Raw genomic sequence first — 20,912 nt, forward strand, 5'->3', positions numbered from 1 at the left:
ATTAAGACAGCATTAAGATGCCACCAAATGCCGCCATAACGACACCTAGGACATTAGTAACACGGCGATTAGCAGCTGAAGACGCGATAGCTTTACCTAATACCACACCACACGCGTGTAGAATTGCTGTTGCGAGTACGAAACCGATAAAGAACTCAACAGCCGTAGCGCCTAAAGGCATTTCCATACCGTGAGCCATACCGTGGAATAATGCAAATGCCATTACTGCACCTGTCGCTACTTTTGCAGAGATACGACCACCCGCTAATAGCATGCCCCCCATCGCAATCACAGACACTGCAATAGCTAGCTCAACACCTGGGATCACAACACCTGATACACCTAATGCAGCACCTACAATCATGATTGAGATGAAAGCAAGAGGTAAACGTGAAATCGCTTTACCCCCCATCATTGCTGCTAATAGACCCACACCCACCATAACACTTAGGTGATCCATGCCAGTAAATGGGTGAACAAAACCACTCATGAACGCAGAAGCGTGAGGACCAATGTGACCAGGGTGTGCTAAAGCAAGAGGAGAAAAAGAAGTAGTTAGCAAGCCCAACATTAGATGTTTCATTTTCATATTAATATCTTCTTAATAAAAGTAACCGGAAATCCGGAGGGTTATAAAACACTTCACGCGATAACTAAGCGTAAAGTACGATGAAAGCACGAGATCAAATCATGCCAAAAATACGTTCTGGGTGAGCATAAGCATCGGCTCGACCACGGCGACAATGCCCTAATAACGTCATATTTAAACGATCCGCTAAATCGACAGCCATTTTTGTTGCAGAAGATACGGCAAGTAACACTTCAACACCGGCTGAGGCCGCCTTTTGTACCATTTCAAAACTAGCGCGACTGGTAACTAACACAGCACCGCCAGATAAACGCTGTTGATGGATATAACCAATTAATTTATCTAACGCGATGTGGCGACCAACATCTTCAAATGTTGCGAGTAATTGCCCATTGGCATCGATGTATGCTGCCGCGTGTGCTGCACCTGTGAGTTGATTAAGTGCTTGGTGTTGAAGTAATTGCTGTAACGCTTGTTCTAAATGACTTAAATCAAACTCAACTGTCATCGGCAATGGCATTAGCATCCGACATACGGTTTCCAATTTTTCTTCACCACAAATACCACAGCCCGTTAAACCCGCTAATGAACGACGTTTCTGCTTTAAACGCTCAGCACAACGATTTGCAACTGTAATATCAAGATTGATCCCATTATCATGATGGGTAATCAGTATATCGTGAATATCACGGTGATGATCGATAATTCCCTCAGACAATGAAAAGCCTATCGCAAACGGCTCTAAATCATGAGGAGTACACATCATCACGGTGTACGCAACGCCATTAAACGCAAGAGCAACAGGCGTTTCTTCAATAATGAAATCCATCTCTCTAAAATCGCTTTCTCCTTTGCGATAGCGAATGATCGGACGCTGACAAGCATCACTAACGGCATCGGTTGATTGCACCTCAAGAGTGGTCAAAATAGTGATCCTATAATTAAATAAAAATGTAGGCTGGTATAAAACGCATCAGATACCACCTCGAAAATCTTGGCTCTTAATCCCCATTTTCTGCATTCGAGATAACAAGGTTGTCCGTTTCAGTCCTAATTGGTTTGCCGCACCATTCGGCCCTGCGACCACACCATGACAAGCCTTTAATGCTTTAATCACGTCTGCTTTACTAATAATGGGTTTAACTACGTCACCTTTCACTGTTGATTCTGGCGTATTGATAACACCAGTAGCTTCAGGGGTAACCAATCCGACAGAAGGCGCATTCTCGGTTGGTACACAGGCAGAATGAGACGCTGTTTTTAACTCATGAACAGGAACATTAAGCACATTACCACGCGTTAAAATCACAGAGCGTTCAACAAAGTTACGCAATTCACGAACGTTGCCCGGCCATGGAAATGCGCTCATAACCGCTAAATCTTCTGCTGCAATTACGGTGATCGTTTTGGCCATTTTTTGGGCTAATTCACGGGTAAAATGTTTAACCAATAATGGGATATCTTCGGCACGTTCACGTAATGGCGGAATTTGGATAGGAAAAACATTCAAACGGTAATAAAGATCATTACGAAATTTCTTTTCTTCCACACGGCGTAATAAATCAACATTCGTGGCAACAACAATTCGCACATCAACACTAATTAATGCGTTTTTACCCACACGTTCGATTTCATTTTCTTGTAATGCACGTAATAATTTAGGCTGAAGCTCTAACGGCATATCGCCAATTTCATCTAAAAATAACGTACCTTTATGCGCTTGCTCAAAACGACCAACACGCTGGCTAATAGCACCAGTAAAGGCGCCACGTTCATGACCAAATAATTCACTTTCAAACAAGCCAGCAGGAATGGCGGCACAATTCATCTTCACCATATCCGTTTTGCTACGTAGGCTTAACTTATGGATCGCACGAGCAATTAACTCTTTTCCCGTCCCCGATTCGCCTAAGATCAGCACCGTACTATCACAACTGGCAACAAGGGCGACTTGTTCAAGGACTTTATTCATCACTTCACTTTGACTAATAATATCGTCAAAAATAACGTGTTCACCCATCCCTTCATCGATGTTTACAAACTTAGTTATAGGTCGATTTGGAATGCTCGCTTGATGTGTTTTTATACTATGCATTGCTAAGGCAACACGTGCAGCTATCTGTTTAAATAACTCAAGATCCGTGTTTTTATAAGGGGCTTCATTAGGCTTCATAAAACTGATGTAACCCACTGCAATGCCTCTAAATACGAGTGGCATAACACAAGCGGTTTTAACACGACAAGGAAAATACGGGCTATTATCATCATCCTGCATTTTCTTAATATCTATCGCATTTAAAAATACCGGTTGATTATACTTAATTGCATTTTTAATTAATTTATCATTGGTAAAGAAATGACATTGATAATCAATTTCATTATTAATAAAACAAGCAGAATGCTGATTGTAATGCCCATCTTGTAATTGAATAATCGATAGATCAGTCATACCAAAATGCTGATATAAAAAGCGTAATAATGAGCCTATCAATTCTTTTTTTGTACTTTGACTTATAACAGTATTCGTCACATCAACCAGAACCTGAAAATTGTTTTTTTCAGTTGTTAGTTTTTCAGTAAACGTTGATGCAGTTTGGTGCTCTATAATATGTTCAATCATTGCTGAAATCATATTATTAAATAATTTGAATTGCTTCTCGCTCTCACTATCATCAGGCATTGTTAGATTAATATATTCAATCGCACCTAAAGGTTGATTACAAATAGATAGCGGTATTTTGCAATAATTAAAAACCGAGTCATACGCAGGATGACTTTCTAGCTGAGGAAAAGTTTGATATAGCGTTTCACCATCCATCTGATGGCAATAGTCACGCATGGTAACCCCATGCAGCCCAATGCTTGCGCCTGTATAATCAAATTGCTGACATTGTTTATCTTGATCAAGGTAGTAAAGGCTTGGTTGACTATCAAGATCATTTTTTAAAAGTAGATTCACACGTTCAACATTGATAAATAATAGATCTTCATTGTTAAGAAAATCCATTACGCCTGAAATATCATTGATTGATAATAAGGCTTTAGAAAAAGTCATCAAATCACTTTCAAAGCGTTCCATGTTGGCATTAACTCTTGCTGATAATGTCGCTCGAATAGAGAGTAATAATTCAAGCATTTATTATACAATTCTCAACCATTTTAGTAACCAAGTATTGATATCAATCAATAAACAATAAATATAAATGCAAACTAATGATGAAAAACAGAGTAAATGCTAATTATTTGAGCGATATGAATGACTAGTAGCAATATACAGCAAAGCAATGAAATATAAGGTTTCCAAATTTAAAATATACAATATTCTATCTTGGAAACCTTATTTTCATTAATGGTTTATTTGAATAATAAAATAAACAAATACACTCATTTTTTGTTATTAAGCATTAACAACATGGCTCTTCAAGCGTGCTTTCAAATTACTGTACTCTGTTTGTACGTAATTTTCCGCCCATGACTGATCTTCAATATTTTCTACCTTAACGGCACAATATTTAAATTCAGGTGTGCTTGAAATCGGATCCACATGCTCAATGGTTAATTCATTACATGCACCAATCCACCATTGGTAAGTCATGTATACCACGCCTTTATTTACACGCTCATTATAGTTTGCACGTGAAATAACTTTACCGCGACGTGATGAAACCCAAACCAATTGTTGATCGTCAATACCTAACTGACGTGCATCATCCGGGTGCATCTGCACATAACCCGGTTCATCTTCCAATGTCTGTAATGCAGAACAGTTACCCGTCATTGAACGACAAGAGTAATGGCCTACTTCACGCACAGTAGATAATACTAACGGGTATTGGGCATCTGGTTGCTCTAATGGCGCACGCCATTCCGCAGCAATGAACTGACCTTTACCTGATGGCGTACTGAATTTATTACCTTCAAACAAGAAAGGTGTACCCGGATGATCCTCAGTTGGACATGGCCACTGTACAGATTTTAACCCTTCCATCTTCTCGTACGTTGCACCTGTATATAGTGGTGCAAGGTGACGCATCTCATCCCAAATTTCTTGGGTATTTTGATAAGACATTGGGTAACCCATACGGGTTGCTAATAAACTGAAAATTTCCCAGTCAGGTTTCACGTCTCCCGGTGGTGTAATCGCTTTATAGAAGCGTTGGAAACCACGGTCGGCGCTACTGTATACACCTTCATGCTCACCCCAGCTTGTCGCAGGGAAAATCACATCAGCAAATTCTGCTGTTTGTGTCATGAAGATATCTTGAACAATCACCAATTCCATCTTACGCATGGTTTCACGCATCGCTGCAAGATCGGCTTCAGTTTGTGCTGGATCTTCACCGAAAACATAAAATGCTTTACAGATCCCTTCCTCAACTTTGTGACCAATTTCTGTTAAGCGGTAACCCGGCTTACCAGATAATTGTACACCCCAAGCCGCTTCAAATTTTGCACGAATGTCGGCATCTTCTACTGACTGATAACCTGGGAACTGGTGTGGCAACATACCCATATCACAGGTACCTTGTACGTTGTTTTGTCCACGAACAGGACCACAACCTACACCTTCACGACCAAAGTTACCGGTTAATAATGCAAGACCGGCTAAACCACGCACAACATCAACAGCTTGTCCGTATTGGGTAACACCCATACCCCAAAGGATCATCGCTTCAGGTGCTGCCGCATAAGTACGTGCCGCTAAACGAATATCTTCCGCTTTTAAGCCTGTTGTTATTTCAACACTTTCAGGTGTATAACGAGATACAAGCTCACGGAACGCATCAAAGCCTTCAGTGTTATTTGCAACGTACTCTTTGTCGTATAAGTTTTCTTCAATAATGACATTCGCTAACGCATTAACCAGTGCCATGTTTGAACCGTTCTTCAACGCTAACCATTGATCAGCGACACGTGCAGATTCGATCTTACGTGGGTCGCAAACAATGATCTTCGCACCATTAGCGCGAGCCTTAAGAATGTGCCTTGCTACAACTGGGTGAGAATCAGCCGCGTTGTAACCGAATATGAGTAAACATTTTGTTTTTTGAATTTCGGGAATGGCGTTACTCATTGCGCCATTACCTACTGTTGTCTCCAGACCGGAGACTGATGGAGCGTGTCACACCCTGGCGCAGTGATCGACGTTATTCGTCCCTATCACCGCACGTGCGAGCTTCTGCATCACATAGTTAGCTTCGTTACCTGGACCGCGCGCAGAACCCGTTGTCATGATCGCGTCAGGGCCATATTGCTTCTTGATTGCCATTAGCTTTTCGCCGGCAAAATCAATAGCTTCTTCCCATGAAACCGCTTCTAACGCGGCATCGCGTGTACGGCGGATCATCGGTTGCTTCAAGCGTGGAGTTAATAAATTGGTGTCGTTAAGGAAATCCCAGCCATAGTAACCTTTTAAACACAGTTGACCTTCGTTGGTACGGCCATCTGCAGGCTCTGCTGCAATTACTTTGTTATTTTCGACAACCAATTTTAGTTTGCACCCAGTACCACAGTAGGGACAAACAACAATTGATTTTTTCATACTAACCTTAGGTTGTAATAATAAACGTCAATAGCATTGTGATTAAACAATCACCTTAGCAACCTGTTGCTACTACAGCGCTCATTGCCGCTGCTTCACGTTTTTGTTGGCTCGTTTCAGTCAACGTCTCAGGCTCAATGATTCGAATCGCACCAGTAGGACAAACTTGAACACAAGAAGGACCCGACTCTTGGTGATGACATAAATCACATTTTAATGCTTGGGTTTGCGGTACTTTGCGCGTAAACAACGCAGCACCTTTTGTCTCTTCAACCATCGTTGTCACCACATTCATTGCACCGTAGGGGCATGCAATAACGCAGGTTTTACAACCGATACAACGAGATTGAATCACTTTGACAAAACCATCTTCTAATACGATGGCGTTATTGGGACAAACCTGAGCACACGGCGCATCATCACATTGACGACACATTACAGGCGTAGTTACATGGGCATTTTTCACGACGGTTAAACGTGGTGAAAAATCCGATGGTGCCATTCCTGCTACCGTATTTTCTGCTTGATGCGATAACGCACAAGCGATTTCACAAGTTCGGCATCCAATACACAAATTTGGATCTGCAAAAACAAATCGGTTCATGGTGTATCCCTTGTTGATGTCGATACATCGCAATACATATCCGCATTGCGATACCTTACAAGCATGAGCTGTGCCAGTTTTTACACCTTGAACAGCAAAAACGCAAACTATTAATATTTAAGACAAAAAAATAAAGCCTGATCGAAATCAGGCTTTATTTATAGCAATGAATATGTCTGATATGTATCAATAACTATCATCGACACACTTCGTCACATCTCATCGACACCTTATCGACAGGCCAACGATTAAGCATCGTCACTGTCGCAGTTTACTGCTAACAGTGGGTGAATCCGCCCGAGCCTTGCCAAGTTGGTAATTGTTGATAAATTTGCTCAACACCTTGTTGTACCATTTCCGTTAAAGGGAATGAAAAAGCAACAATCGCAGGCTGTATACCAATGAAGATCACTTCTGGTACAAAAGTCTTTAATTCATCGATTAAGAAGTTCAACGGCAAACTGTGGGTCGACACCACATACATATCAACGATAGTCTCAGGATCAATAATTCGTACTTCCCCTGCTTCTTCACCAATATCTGCAGCATCAACCACCAGCACCCGTTTCGGCATTGCTTTACGAATAAGGTGTAAGCAATCCTCAGGCATCGAGCCACCTTCCAGCACGCTCCAATCCGCTATCGGATTCTCTTTCATCATCTTTGCGAGTAATGGACCAGCACCATCGTCTGCCATCATGCTGTTACCAACCGTCAATACAATATTGCTGACCGACAGATCGACATCGTCATTCGACACCGTTACGCCCATGACAGAAGAGAGGTTAATTTCCTCTAGCACAATTACTGTCCTCCTCGGATCATCATGTACATGGTTGGTTCGCGATGAATATCCCCTAAGGCTTCAATAAATCCATCGGTTAACAGCTTTGACTTCTCGCTTTGAGTCGCACTATCAATACCATCAAACGCCAGTGCCAACATGTTTAAATGCTCGGGATAAATCGTGATTTCACCAAACACCAGAAAGCCTTTCATTTTACGAAATGCTTCACCGCTTTGGTCTAATCCACTGATCCATTCAAGGTACTCATGGCCTGAGCATTTCAATACCGCATCTAAGCAATCGACCACACCAAGATGGTGACCAATTGCCAAGCTGTAGTACATAATTTGCTTGGCTTCTTCTGGTACATCGTAGCTTTCATCAACAAACTTGCGACCCAAGCTGTAGAAATACACATTCTGCTCAAGGTGACGAGATTGCGTTAACTCTTCAGGTAAATCGGCAATCTTGCTATTAGGCATTTTCGCCTCCACAGCACGCTTTTTGCTCTGCCCCGCACGCAGGTTGTCCCGTTAATGCAGCCATGGTTTTGCTCAGCAGAATATTCACGATTTCGGTTAAACGTGGATCGTCTTTTTCCGCTAAGTAAGCAGCAATCTTGCTATCAACGTTATCCGCACTACAGGTTGCCAATACATCCATCACTTCATCTGCAATACGTTGGCCTTGAACATAACCGGCAAGTAAGCGGGCTTGACGCTCAATCATCACCTTAATATCCAGTGGAATTTCAGTATGTTTAAGGCTCGCTTTTTGCTCATCAGGATTGTGTGTTTTCGCTTTCAGTTTCTGATCAAGTAGGCCTAATGCTACTGCAAAACCATAAATCGTTGCCGCAGGTGTTGGAGGACAGCCCGGAATGTAGACATCAACAGGTACAATCTTGTCAGTACCGCCCCAGACACAATATAAGTCGTGGAAAATACCGCCATCACAACCACACGCGCCGTAAGAAATCACAATCTTAGGATCAGGCGCCGCTTCATAAGCACGAAGCGCGGGTGCACGCATTGCGCGAGTCACAGCCCCCGTAAAGAGAAGAATATCGGCATGGCGAGGTGATGCAACAACCTTAATACCAAAACGCTCAGTATCAAATACAGGGGTTGTGGCTGCGAAAATTTCGATTTCACAAGCGTTACAACCACCACAGTCAACACGGTAAACATACGCCGAGCGACGAATCTGCTTAATAAGCGCGTCTTTTAATTTCTGGCTATTAGGCGGTAATGGAACAGGAACAGTTTGGGTATGAGCTGTACCATTTAGCTGTTTAATACCTTTCACATTTCCTCCTCAAGGTAACGTAGATGGCTAACGTTTTCGCTATCTAGCATATTGTTACTGCGACGACATTCAGGACAGGTTTCTAATTGTTGGCGACGTAACTCTAATTGATCCGCTGAAACACCCGTTTGTGCCAAGGTATCTAGCACATAGTCCAATAGCTTTTTCGCTACAAACGGACGCTCACATTGGCGACAATTCGCCAGTTGGAACACCGCATGTTCATACAGATCTTCTTTGCGGGTTACCGCTAACTCAAAGTTCTGCGACAGCTTAATGGCTTTCGTTGGGCAGACTTCTTCACAGCGACCACAGTAAATGCATCGCGCCATCGACAATTCCCAACGGCGTGTACCGGCTTTTTCGTCAGTTTCCATCACTAACGCATTGGCAGGACAAGCACGCATACAGGCAGCACAAGACAGACACTGATCCGCATCTAGCTCTGGCTTACCACGGAAGTCTTCATTCACTTCCAATGGTGCGAATGGATATTTAGTTGTGACTTCACCGGTTTTTAAGACGGTCTTTAATAACTTAAACACAACGCCTCCTACAGCTTAAACGGTGAATTTTTACGGTCGATGCTGTACTGCTCAATCGCTTTATAAGGAATAGTTTTGCTACGCTTCTTCTTGGTATCAACAATGGTGACACGGTCAGTACATGAGTAACATGGATCCAAACTACCGATAATTAACGGCGCATCAGCAACAGTGTTACCTCGTAACATGTAGCGTAATGTCGGCCAGTTCGCATACGTTGCTGCACGACAACGCCAGCGGAATAGTTTTTGGTTATCCCCTGTCATGCTCCAGTGCACGTTTTCACCACGCGGTGCTTCAGTAAAGCCCAACGCAAACTTATTCGGTACGTAGTTAAAACCTTCAGTGAGAATTGCACCCGGTGGTAGGTGATCAAGACCGTATTCAACAATATTAAGTGAATCAAACACTTCACGAATACGTACCATCACACGTGATTGCACATCACCGCCGTCCATGGTTTGTAATTCCATTGGAACATCACCGTAAGACTCTAAAGATTGTCCATGAATAATACGTACATCACGCTTAAAGCCGCTAGCACGAATAAGTGGACCAACAGGGCTGTAATCACGAGCAACTTGCTTCGACAAAATACCTACACCTGCAATACGGCTTTCGATATTAGGTGTTGCTAGAAGCACTTCCACCAGCTCAGAAAAGGTTTTGCGTACTTCTTTGACCATCGCAATACCTTTTAAGCGTTGATCTTTAAGAAAATCTCGACGTACACCACCAATTAAGTTCATACCGTAAGTTTTACGGGCACCTGTTAGTAGCTCAGCAAGCTCCATGGTCTTTTCACGGACACGGAAGAACTGCATGAAACCTGAGTCAAAACCAACAAAGTGGCTAGATAAACCAATGTTTAGTAAGTGACTGTGTAGACGTTCAACTTCAAGTAAAACAGTACGGATCATCTTGGCGCGGAATGGCACATCAACCGATAACGCATTTTCAATCGTGTTGCTGTAACCCACACTATGGGTAAAGCCACAAATACCACAAACACGGTCCGTTAACTGCGCGACCTCGTGGTAACCCATGCGTGTTTCTGCCAGTTTTTCCATCCCACGGTGAACGTAGAACATTCGGTAATCCGCATCAATAATGTCTTCACCATCAACGAATAAACGGAAGTGACCCGGTTCATCAGAAGTAATGTGTAATGGACCAACAGGTACAATACGGTTGCTGTCGTCACCTAACTGGTTATCAAAGTTATAGGTTTCTGTTTCGGTTGTTGGCTGTGGACGCTGACGGTAGTCCATCGCATCTTTACGAAGTGGGTGGAGATCTTCAGGCCAATCATCAGGAAGGACTAAACGACGTTCATCAGGTAAACCTACTGGACGTAAACCGTACATATCACGTACTTCACGCTCGCCCCACACGGCAGCAGGAATAGTTGGCGTAATAGAAATAAACTCTTGGCTATTGGCATCAACCAGTACTTTTACCGTTACCCAACTTTTAACTTCCCCTTCCATAGAAAGCGCGTGATAAACCGCAAAGTGACCATTTAAGGTACGCTCGTCATTACCGAATGTAACGGTCAGCCAACCGCCTTGATCGTAATAAAGCCACTTCATCACTTCGACCAAAGAGGTCATTTTTACCGTGATGGTCACTTGATTATCCGTTTGCCACTCTTCATCAATAATGGCTGATGGAAAGAAATGATTCACACCATCGACATACTGTTTGCCAATCCGATTTGATTGCGGTTTAGTGGCATATTGTTCAAATGTATTGTTTGTCATTACTGTTTCTTACCAACCAAAAATTAAAAAGATAAGTGCCAACACGGCCACTAAAAATACAGGGAAAATAGCGCGGTGGATTTTCATAAAGCGGAAACGCGCCATGGTGTTTTCCGCAATACCTGCAATGAAGAAAACCACAAAAAGCTTGATGAATAAGATCACGGTTGCTGAAAATAAGCTGCCGAAACCTAATGATTGGGCTTTACCCCAAGGAATGAAAATCGCAAGGAAGAACTGAGCGACAACGAGCTGTTTTAGACCTAGGCCTAATTTCACCATCGCTAAACCAGCACCTGAGTATTCAGTCACAGGGCCTTCTTGTAGCTCTTGCTCTGCTTCTGCACTATCGAACGGTAATTTACCCATCTCAATAAACAGTGCAAATGCACACACAAGACCTGCCAAGATAATCGCTAGTGGTGAATGCCAGCTGTCATTTGCCATCGCATGGCTAATATAGCCAAGATCGGTTGTACCCATTGCTAATGCAACAACTACAATCGACAGGATCAGCATTGGCTCAACCAAGATACCAAGAGTCAATTCTCGGCTACTACCTAAGCCACCAAACATACTGTTTGAATCAATACCTGATAACGCAAAGAAGAAACGGAAAATAGCCAATAAGTAAATATCGGTAATAATATCGCCCGAAATAGGGAAAGGTGACACTTGCGTCACGGTTGGCAATGCCATACCGATCAACATCATAGTGATCACCATTACCCAAGGCGTGATCCAGAAAATAAAGCCTGCATTTGACGGTGATACCGACTGGCGCTGCAATAACTTATAAATATCGCGGTAGTCTTGGAGTACTCCCGGCCCTTTACGAGAATGAATTTTAGCGCGAATAACACGGGAAAATCCGGTGGCTAAAGGGGCAAGCAGTAGCATCAATAAAGCCTGAACAACAGCTAGCGTGATCCAACTAGCAGAAGGCATTTCAAGTGGGGACATTAGCAACTCACTCCTGAAATGAAAGGAAAGAACAACACCACAAATAGCGCAGCAGCGCAGCACATAATGCAGACTTTTCGACCATCAAGTTGACTACCGTCAGCTACCGCAAATAAATGTGGTAAGACATGACGATCAATCAAAGATTGCTTTGGACGGTTGTCATAAATAAGGCTAAACATATGACGCATTGGACGCGTAATACCTTCGGCAGAAACTGTCATACGCTGCTCATATTGGTAACCACACGCCCAAGGATCACCTTGTTGACGACGTACCAAACGACGTTGACGGAACACATAAAGCAATATCGCTGGAACCAGTGCTAACAGCGCTAGCATAATCGCAATTACAGGGGTAGAGAGAATCGCTTGATCAGCCACTGCAGGATAAACCGCACTGCCTGTTGCAACAGAAACAGGGCCAAGATGAAGAATTGAAGATGCAATATCAGAAAAATAAGGTGCAATCCAAGGCGAGCCCACACCTAATACAATACATAATATCGCTAACATGGTTGTTGCTGTTGTCATGCCAGCACCCACTTCACGAGTATTCGCCGCTTGTCCTGTTTTCGGTGCACCAGTAAAGCAGATACCGTAAACCTTCACAAAACACATACAAGCTAATGCACCTGTTAGTGCCAGCATTACCATACCGAACGGGCCAAACAACATATTTGCTGCGGTTCCTACTTTACCCATGCTAAATAGTGATTGATAAATAAACCACTCAGACACAAAACCGTTAAACGGTGGCAACGCACAAATCGCTAAGGTACCAATTAAGAACGCAATGGCTGTTTTTGGCATGGTCTTACCCAAGCCGCCCATCTTATCCATGTCTTTGGTATGCATACGATACACAATAGAGCCTGAGCCTAAACACAATAAGCCTTTGAAGATCGCATGGTTTAATAAGTGGTATAAACCACCCAGTAAGCCCAATAGCGCAAGCACTGGATGATGGCTTGCGATACCAATCATACTGACACCGACACCAATTAAGATGATGCCAATATTTTCAATCGTGTGGTAAGCCAATAGACGCTTAATATCATGTTCTGCTAACGCATACATTACGCCTAAAACAGACGATACCGCACCGAAGATCAGAACAAGGAAACCCCACCATAACTGGGTTGCGCCAAGGAAAATAATACTGAATTTTAAGATGCCATAGATACCAATCTTCACCATCACACATGAGATCAAGGTAGAACAGTACGAAGGCGAAATAGGATAGGCTTTAATTAACCAACCGTGTAAACCAACACCCGCTGATTTAATACCGAAACCAACTAACGCTAATAGGAAGGTTAATGATGCAAAGCCAGCACTTATTGGTGTAGTAGTGAACGCACTAAAGTCATAGCTATGGGCATTTATCGATAGGATCAAAAATGCAGCCATGATCAAAAAGCTAGCAATATGATCGACAATAAAGTAATTCAAACCAGCCTTACGACTTGCCAAACTACCATCGCTGATCACAATCAACCATGATGCGATTGAGACCACTTCCATAAACACCATAAAAGTGATCACATTGGCTGAAATCACTAATACCGTCATTGCCGCAGCAAAGATGTTAAATAGGATATTGATTTTCCAACCCGATTTACCCAGATATTCTTTTAAATAATTAATCGAATAAATAGACGCCGCCATGGTCACTATGGATATTACCACCACCATTAAGGCTGAAAGCATATCCATATTCACCATACAGCGCGTCGCCAGTGCAAAATCGGCTGAGTCATAATGACCCACAATGGTAGACACACCCGCTAAAACACCAAACACGCCACCAAATGCACTAATCACACCCGCCAAACGTAAACTATCACGTTCATCCTTACGACCAAGCCAAGAAATAAGGGCTGCTACACCGTAGCTGATCACTGCAAATAAAACTAAAACTAACGGATTCATTTGTTCATAGCTCCTGATTTCACAGAAACGGCACTGTCAGCCGCGCTTTCACGTTTACTGTGGCGTGCTTTCATCACTTTACTCTCATCAATCAACACAATTGCTTGAGTAGGACAGACTTGTGCACAGGCAGGCCCTTGTTCACGAAAACCACATAAATCACATTTCACTGCGATACTTTTCACGCCCGGTTCCCATGCCAAAATATCTTGACCAAAAGTGCTAGGTATTGACGTTGATGGGTTACTAGAACGAGGAGTAGAAGGGATATAGGTATCGTAACTGTTTGCCATCGCAATTGGTCGACTACCATCAAAAGCGATAGCACCAAACGGACACGCGACTGCACATAATGTACAACCAACACAAAGCGACTCGTTAAGAACAACACGATCTGCTTGTTTAGAAATAGCTTGTACCGGACATACAGCCGCACAAGGCGCGTCTTCACAGTGACGACACATAACAGGTGCCGTAGCATTGTCATGTTTAACCACGGTAAGACGAGGATGGCTTTGCAGTCCGACTTTTTTATGTTCTTCGGAGCACGCTGCCATGCAGGTGCCACAACCGATACATTTGTCGGGATCTGCAACAACAAAGCTTTTCATGATCTTTCCAGTTAATTGCAAAAAGCATCACAAAAAGCAATAATCATACCAATAAGGTATCTTTGTGTTTTATTAGCTAAAGATCATTCACTTATACCTAGCGCGCTCTCCTACTCTTCACTTTTTATTACTACTAAAAGGAAATAAACATAGGATGTTCGCCTATCGACACTGCTATCGACACCTTATTTCGACAGTAGTGTCGACACAAAACCACAAACAAGAAAAAACTGTTTTATAATTGAGCTTCATGCGATGGACATTTACCACCTAACTTTATGAATATGACTAATGATTAAGAAAAAACACCTTCATTCAACCATGCCCTTCTATCTGCTTTTTATTGCAGGTATTGTTGATGCTATTGGCTTTATCCATCTGAAAAATGGCCTGTTTATCTCTTTTATGAGTGGTAACACAACCCATGTGGGCATACTGTTAACCTCAGGCAATACACCACAAGCGTGGCACTACATTGGGGTTATTGTATTATTTGTTTTAGGTGCTGCCGTCGGCGAAGCTATCGCGATAGCTAACAAACCTTTTTATCGCAGTATGATCATGGCGCTAGTCACATTAGTGCTATCAGCAACATTGTTTGTTGAGCCTATCGCTAAACCAATTGTGACCAATTTCTTCTTAAGCTTTGCTATGGGTATTCAAAATATCGCACTGCGATTAACCATTGAAAAATCAACCGCACTCACTTACGTAACAGGTTTTTTGGTTAATACTGGACGTTCTATTGCCATGCTATTAATGGGTGAAGGCGATCGTAGCACGTTTTTTCGCCATTTCAGCTTATGGTTATCCATCTTTCTTGGCGCAATTGCAGGAACACAAGTGATGGATTACTCCTTCAAATATGCATTACTTCTCCCTATCATCTTAAGCTTAATTGCGACAGGCATTTTATTCTGGACCCATGAAATTGCAGATGATTAATAGGATTGGGTAACAAATAACAAAAATAGAACAGCCGACGTGATGTCGGCTTTTTTGTATCTCAAAACCTCTTGACCTGTCTAAAGCTTCATAGTTTATAGTGCGCTTATCAATCAAAGGGAAAGCTGCCATGTACCGTATTTCTGAATTAGCGCAAAAAGTGGGATTAAGTCGTTCCACCTTACTCTATTACGAAAAACTTAAACTGATTGCTGGCACACGCTTAAGCAACGGCTATCGTGGCTATACCGACAACGATGTGCAACGGGTAAAACTGTTACAGCAACTACAAGCAGGTGGGCTTTCACTAAAAGAGTGCCAAGCCTGTTTAGATGCCCAAATTGACAGAGAACTATTGCTACAAAGGCTGAATATCCTCGATGAAGAGATCGCACAAAAGCAAAAAGCCCGCAATTTGCTTTCTGCCATGCTGGGTATGAATTCGATGAAAGAATGGCATCAATCAATGGAGTCAGCCGCACCCTCTGCTCATTTAGAATGGCTAATGAAGCAAGGTTTCAGTGAAAAACAAGCCTTGCGATTAAAATGGCTGTCGAAAGATATGAACGAACATGAGCAATACATGGCAGATTTTGAAGCGATCTTTGATGATTTAGAGCGACTTGGCCCTAGTTGTGATGAAGATTCTCTAAAAGCACTTGAAACATTATCCATTAGATCTGGTGAAGTGTTAGATATCGGCTGTGGTAAAGGCGTTGTCGCGACCCTGCTAGCTAAACATGGTGATTTTCATATCACTGCGTTAGATAACGATGAATACCACTTAAGTTGTGTAAACGAAACAGCTATTAAAAGCGGGCTCGAACATCGTATCACTACTGTCTGCGCCCGCATGACCGCCATGCCTTTTGAAGCACAACAGTTTGATCTGCTGTGGGCTGAAGGCAGTGCTTACATCATGGGTGTTGAGCAAGCACTAAAACAATGGAAGTCATTAATTAAGACTCATGGTTATTTGGTGATCAGCGACTTAGTGTGGTTAACCGATAATCCAAGCCAAGAAGCGGTCGACTTCTGGCAACAAAACTATCCAGATATGACCACCAGCGCACAGCGAATCAAACAAATGCAGCAAGCAGGTTTTGAAGCGATTAACCACTTTACCCAGAGTGATCAGTCATGGACAAATTACCTAGTGCCATTACAAAACAAGATCGCTCAATTGGATAATCAACATTTCACGTCCAATGCCATTAAAGATATTAAGAACGAAATCCATGTCCATGAGCACTATTTAGATCAATACGGCTATCAATTCTTTGTATTAAAGAAAAAAGGTTAAACATGATCATTCGAGCAGAAAAAGAGTCAGACATTACTGTGATTGAAACGCTAACTTACAGTGCCTTTAAAGATCATCCTCATCATGAAGCGGGGGCAGAGCCAACCGAGCACTTGATCGTTAACCGCCTACGAGATGCTAACGCTTTAACACTGTCGTTAGTCGCAGAAGTAAACAATCAAGTTATTGGTCATATCGCTTTCTCCCCAGTACTGATCAATGGTGAAGCTACAAACTGGTACGGTTTAGCACCTGTATCAGTATTGCCAGAACAACAAGGAAAAGGGATTGGTAAAGCGTTAATTAACGAAGGATTAGCCCAGTTAAAAGAACATGGTGCAGAGGGATTCGTAATATTAGGTGAGCCTGAATATTATGGTCGATTTGGCTTTAAAGCCCAACCAGAATTAACCCTTACAGGTGTGCCAGCTGAATACTTCTTAGCTCTGCCTGTTAAAGGTTCAATTCCGACAGGTGAAGTAAACTATCATCCAGCGTTTTTTGAATAATACATTTAAAAGCCGATGTAATGTCGGCTATTTGTATATACTCTCCACCATAAGAAAACGTCTTTATTATTTAATACTTCTGTAAAAATATACTTGGTAAAAAAACATCACCAATAACCTTTGTTTTTTTAAGCTTATTAAATATTTTCACGACCTCATTTAAAAAACCACTAATTAATTTTCTTATCAAGAATAATTAGAAATGTAAAACATAATATTTCGTTATGGGTTATATAAATGCTTGTTTATATATCATGACAATAGATAATAATAAAATACAGCCAACTTAAAAACGATAACCAAATTAAATCAGTCACTTAAAATTGATTTATTAACATTTATTTGCTGATTATCTTTCAAATATATCTATTTACATGACATTTTCCCACATTTTTAAAAAGGTTTTTATATGAAAAAGTTATGCCTATTCGTACTCATTTCAACAATATTAGTGGGTTGTGGCGGTGGCGGCGGTAATGACGATAATAATAGCGGTGGCGGTGGTGGTGGTGGTACAGACAAAGCTACTCCACTTGATCTTGGTAATTTAACATCTGATGTTAAAAAGCAATACGCACAAGTTAACTATGATACTTTTTTAGTTATTACTGAAAGCGCCCTAAACTGTGCAAAAGATCTTAACATTGGCGAAACCGATAATACTTGTGCAGTTATCGATAGTGGCAATCATAATGAAGGGTTGAGTATTGAAGAGATATCAGGGACTTTATCTGTTCAAAAGCAAGCTGATAAGATTCAGATAAGCACGGTTAAAGACATACAATTTCATGCACCTTTAATTAATCAAAACACAAATACTTTTAAGCTCAATCAAAATAATATTGCTAACACACAAAAAGAAACAAATTTTATTAAAATACCAGAGGCAACAGATCAAGAAGCCAATATTCAAGAAGTCGAATCCGACCAAGTGTATTTAGGTGGTACTTTTACCTTCTCAAATGATAATGGTATCAAAACCGTTGACGCTTTTGCTCATGAATTCTATGGTTTAATTTATAGTCATAATACCAACACAGATGAAAGTCATTTTGTCAGTAGCATAAGTCGATTAGTGGGTAAAAATAATGCTATGGTCGACTGGAGTACAGATGAAAACGGTGTAATTAGACCAATCTAATTTCATTGAACGGAGAAACTAAGCCAAACTTAAAAAGTTAAGTTTGGCTTTTATTTAAAACTGATTAGCGTTCTTAAATATCTAAACGCCTATTGAGAGTGTATTTAGACAGCATCTTTAAGTTGTATTTTCTTACCTAAACGGCTGCTTTCCAACGCCAACTCTATTAACTTAATATTTAAAAGCGCATCTTCTGCTTTAACTGGACATGTCACACCTTGGCGAATGGCTTTAGCCACTTGGTGATAATATTCCTGATAACACCCTTTCACTGTTGGCACAGGCGTACAACTTTGCTCATCATAAAAGTGACCATATTGAGAAGGTGATTCTGCTAACCAATCTTCATTTACAGGCATAACACCAGAAACTAAGTATTGCTCTTGCGGATCAATACCCAGCTTTTCATAACAGCCACCAGTACCTTTAATAGTAAAACGCTTATTTTCGCCAGCACTTATCATGTCGCCATGAAGCACAACAAGGTGAGTTGAGTAATGTAAAAGTAAGTGGAAGTAATCAACATTATTAGAGCCTTTACGCGTGACTCTACAATCTGCCGTGATCGCGTCTGGTAATCCAAACAAGGTGATCGATTGATCCAGCAGATGTGATCCTAAATCAAATAATATGCCGCCACCATCTGCGGCTTGCTCTTTCCAACGTTCGCGAACCACAGGACGAAAGCGATCGAAGTGAGATTCAAAATGTTTTAACTCTCCAAAACGTTTTTCATCGATCATTTTTTTCACGGTAAGAAAGTCACCATCCCAACGTCGATTGTGGTAAATACTCAGCATTAGCCCCTTTTCTTTTGCTAATGCGATCAGTACTTCTCCATCTTCAACCTTGGTGACAAATGGCTTTTCAATAATGACGTGTTTACCATTCTCTAAGGCTGCTTTCGCTAACTGAAAGTGGACATCATTTGGCGCGGTAATGATCACTAATTCAGCATCGGAGGAGGTTATCAGCGCTTCTGCACTATCAAAATGTTGAATTAATGGCCAATCTTCTTGAAGTTGTTGTTGCTTACTTGTGCTTATCGCCGTTAGCTCAAACTCTTTTAGGCTTGTAATAAATGGAATATGAAAGGTTTGAGCTGAAAAACCATAACCAATAACCGCTGTTTTGATCGCTGAGCACGCCATGTTCATTTCTCCATACCGAATAATTGGCAATTGAATAATATCGTTTCATTTGTACAAACACTGACAAACTCAAATACCAGCCAGTCATCTATCTGTGTGAGAAACTTATCATCATGGAGCAATGTAGGAAATGCAACTTACACATTTTTTGTTGTTTTAAGTGGTAAAAACAGGAAAACATAGAGCTGTATTTCACTTTAATAGTCAAATATTGCTATTTAGCGCATCTGAATAACTGTACCGTTATCAGTTAGGCCATGAGTGACAAAAACGTCACCTTGATTTGAGATCAATACCGCCTCAATCCCTGCCTGACGATTAAGATAAGCAAGCGCATCATCAATGGATGATAAAAAACCAGCAGTGCTCCATATTTCACCATCAACAGAGAGCTTTGAAATAATCGTCACACTCGCGATATTGGTTGAGATAGGCTTGCCCGTTTGCCCATCAAGAAGGTGATGGTATCGCTGCCCATGGTATTCAAAATAACGTTCATTAATGCCAGACGTTACCATTGAATAATCTCTTAAAGGCACAACTCGGCAGATATCGCCACGCGAAGCTGCCAGCGGGTTTTGAATACCGACATTCCATGTTTGTGAAGCATTCTCAGGCGAGTAACCAATGGTCAGTACATTACCACCAAGGTTAATAAAGCCATGCTCGACCCCGTTAGCGGTAAGAAAATCTTTGATCCGATCAGCAAAATATCCCTTAGCGATAGCGCCTAAATCTATCTGCATACCCGTTTGAGAAAGGTATACCGACTGATAGTCATCATCTAGGATAATGTTTGATGGATCGACAAGCTGTAATTTTTCCGCAAGCTCCACATCGGTGGGTAACTTGGCATCTTTAAAACCGATATGCCATGTTTTAACCAGTGGCCCAATCGCCACATTAAACGGATTTTGAGGATCGACACTGATCGCTTTTGATTTCTTAATCAGCGCATAAAGATCCGGCTTTACACGGACAGCTCGAATGCCTGCGTAGTTATTGACGCGCATCAGTTCAGATTGCGTCTGATTAACCGTAAAACGTTGAGTAAATTCTTGAAGTTGCAGATAACATTCTTTGATCAATGCTTCACCACGTTCATGATGAACCACAAGATCAATAAAGGTTCCCATCATAGGAAAACGCGTTTTATAACTTGCCATTAACTCTGTTCTCGTTAAATAGTAAAAAGGGAAGCACATGGCTTCCCTTTG

Annotated in this window: 19 protein-coding genes; 4 read left to right on the top strand and 15 right to left on the bottom strand. The window is 41.7% G+C overall.

All coding sequences use genetic code 11. The features are described 5' to 3' along the window. Position 1: 1 nt before the first annotated feature. The 13 genes from C9J40_RS06495 to C9J40_RS06555 all read right to left on the bottom strand — a co-directional run bounded on the left by C9J40_RS06495 (position 2) and on the right by C9J40_RS06555 (position 14,646). Positions 2-589, bottom strand: coding sequence for a HupE/UreJ family protein (locus C9J40_RS06495; RefSeq protein ID WP_107246235.1), 588 nt, complete (start codon positions 587-589; stop codon positions 2-4). A 94-nt stretch (positions 590-683) separates the two neighbouring features. Next, positions 684-1,514, bottom strand: coding sequence for a formate dehydrogenase accessory sulfurtransferase FdhD (gene fdhD, locus C9J40_RS06500; RefSeq protein WP_107206724.1), 831 nt, complete (start codon positions 1,512-1,514; stop codon positions 684-686). Between the two features lie 48 nt (positions 1,515-1,562). Continuing rightward, complete coding sequence (locus C9J40_RS06505) at positions 1,563-3,725, bottom strand: sigma 54-interacting transcriptional regulator (RefSeq protein ID WP_107246237.1); 2,163 nt, start codon at positions 3,723-3,725, stop codon at positions 1,563-1,565. 261 nt (positions 3,726-3,986) lie between these two features. Further along, positions 3,987-6,131 carry a formate dehydrogenase subunit alpha gene (gene fdhF / locus C9J40_RS06510; protein ID WP_107246238.1) on the bottom strand — a complete coding sequence of 715 codons (2,145 nt, stop codon included), beginning with the start codon at positions 6,129-6,131 and terminating at the stop codon, positions 3,987-3,989. A gap of 55 nt (positions 6,132-6,186) precedes the next feature. Beyond that, the gene (locus C9J40_RS06515) at positions 6,187-6,735 is read right to left on the bottom strand and encodes a 4Fe-4S binding protein (RefSeq protein ID WP_107246240.1); all 549 of its coding nucleotides are present in this window, start codon (positions 6,733-6,735) and stop codon (positions 6,187-6,189) included. A 277-nt stretch (positions 6,736-7,012) separates the two neighbouring features. Further along, entirely contained in the window at positions 7,013-7,507 is a 495-nt protein-coding gene (hycI, locus tag C9J40_RS06520; RefSeq protein WP_107206800.1) for a hydrogenase maturation peptidase HycI, read from the bottom strand. A 32-nt stretch (positions 7,508-7,539) separates the two neighbouring features. Then, the gene (locus C9J40_RS06525) at positions 7,540-8,004 is read right to left on the bottom strand and encodes a formate hydrogenlyase maturation HycH family protein (protein WP_107246242.1); all 465 of its coding nucleotides are present in this window, start codon (positions 8,002-8,004) and stop codon (positions 7,540-7,542) included. Continuing rightward, a complete protein-coding gene (locus C9J40_RS06530; protein ID WP_107206728.1) occupies positions 7,997-8,830 on the bottom strand; it encodes an NADH-quinone oxidoreductase subunit B family protein in 834 nt (277 codons plus the stop codon). Before C9J40_RS06530 ends, C9J40_RS06525 begins: the two co-directional genes overlap by 8 nt. Continuing rightward, entirely contained in the window at positions 8,827-9,375 is a 549-nt protein-coding gene (locus tag C9J40_RS06535) for a formate hydrogenlyase complex iron-sulfur subunit (RefSeq protein WP_045132255.1), read from the bottom strand. The genes C9J40_RS06530 and C9J40_RS06535 overlap by 4 nt, the downstream gene beginning before the upstream one ends. 8 nt (positions 9,376-9,383) lie before the next feature. Then, the gene (locus tag C9J40_RS06540) at positions 9,384-11,138 is read right to left on the bottom strand and encodes an NADH-quinone oxidoreductase subunit C (RefSeq protein WP_107206729.1); all 1,755 of its coding nucleotides are present in this window, start codon (positions 11,136-11,138) and stop codon (positions 9,384-9,386) included. A 9-nt stretch (positions 11,139-11,147) separates the two neighbouring features. Continuing rightward, positions 11,148-12,101 carry a respiratory chain complex I subunit 1 family protein gene (locus C9J40_RS06545; RefSeq protein ID WP_107206730.1) on the bottom strand — a complete coding sequence of 318 codons (954 nt, stop codon included), beginning with the start codon at positions 12,099-12,101 and terminating at the stop codon, positions 11,148-11,150. Then, complete coding sequence (locus C9J40_RS06550) at positions 12,101-14,035, bottom strand: proton-conducting transporter membrane subunit (protein WP_107206731.1); 1,935 nt, start codon at positions 14,033-14,035, stop codon at positions 12,101-12,103. Before C9J40_RS06550 ends, C9J40_RS06545 begins: the two co-directional genes overlap by 1 nt. Continuing rightward, a complete protein-coding gene (locus tag C9J40_RS06555; protein ID WP_045083233.1) occupies positions 14,032-14,646 on the bottom strand; it encodes a 4Fe-4S dicluster domain-containing protein in 615 nt (204 codons plus the stop codon). The genes C9J40_RS06550 and C9J40_RS06555 overlap by 4 nt, the downstream gene beginning before the upstream one ends. A gap of 291 nt (positions 14,647-14,937) precedes the next feature. Between C9J40_RS06555 and C9J40_RS06560 the strand changes: the two genes are divergently transcribed. The 4 genes from C9J40_RS06560 (at position 14,938) to C9J40_RS06575 (ending at position 18,544) form a co-directional block, all read left to right on the top strand. Next, positions 14,938-15,591, top strand: a complete 654-nt coding sequence (locus C9J40_RS06560; RefSeq protein WP_107206732.1) for a YoaK family protein — start codon at positions 14,938-14,940, stop codon at positions 15,589-15,591. A gap of 130 nt (positions 15,592-15,721) precedes the next feature. Beyond that, complete coding sequence (locus C9J40_RS06565) at positions 15,722-16,894, top strand: MerR family transcriptional regulator (RefSeq protein ID WP_107246243.1); 1,173 nt, start codon at positions 15,722-15,724, stop codon at positions 16,892-16,894. A 2-nt stretch (positions 16,895-16,896) separates the two neighbouring features. Further along, positions 16,897-17,403, top strand: a complete 507-nt coding sequence (locus C9J40_RS06570; protein WP_107246244.1) for a GNAT family N-acetyltransferase — start codon at positions 16,897-16,899, stop codon at positions 17,401-17,403. Positions 17,404-17,812: 409 nt separating this feature from the next. Continuing rightward, complete coding sequence (locus C9J40_RS06575) at positions 17,813-18,544, top strand: hypothetical protein (protein WP_107246246.1); 732 nt, start codon at positions 17,813-17,815, stop codon at positions 18,542-18,544. Positions 18,545-18,648: 104 nt separating this feature from the next. On the opposite strand, the gene C9J40_RS06580 is transcribed toward C9J40_RS06575, so the two are convergent. Then, the gene (locus C9J40_RS06580) at positions 18,649-19,695 is read right to left on the bottom strand and encodes an oxidoreductase (protein ID WP_107246247.1); all 1,047 of its coding nucleotides are present in this window, start codon (positions 19,693-19,695) and stop codon (positions 18,649-18,651) included. 218 nt (positions 19,696-19,913) lie between these two features. Beyond that, positions 19,914-20,861: an FAD:protein FMN transferase gene (locus tag C9J40_RS06585; RefSeq protein WP_107246249.1), complete on the bottom strand. Its 948-nt coding sequence runs from the start codon at positions 20,859-20,861 to the stop codon at positions 19,914-19,916. Positions 20,862-20,912: the final 51 nt, after the last annotated feature.

Source organism: Photobacterium sp. GB-72, from assembly GCF_003026095.1.
GTDB lineage: Bacteria > Pseudomonadota > Gammaproteobacteria > Enterobacterales > Vibrionaceae > Photobacterium.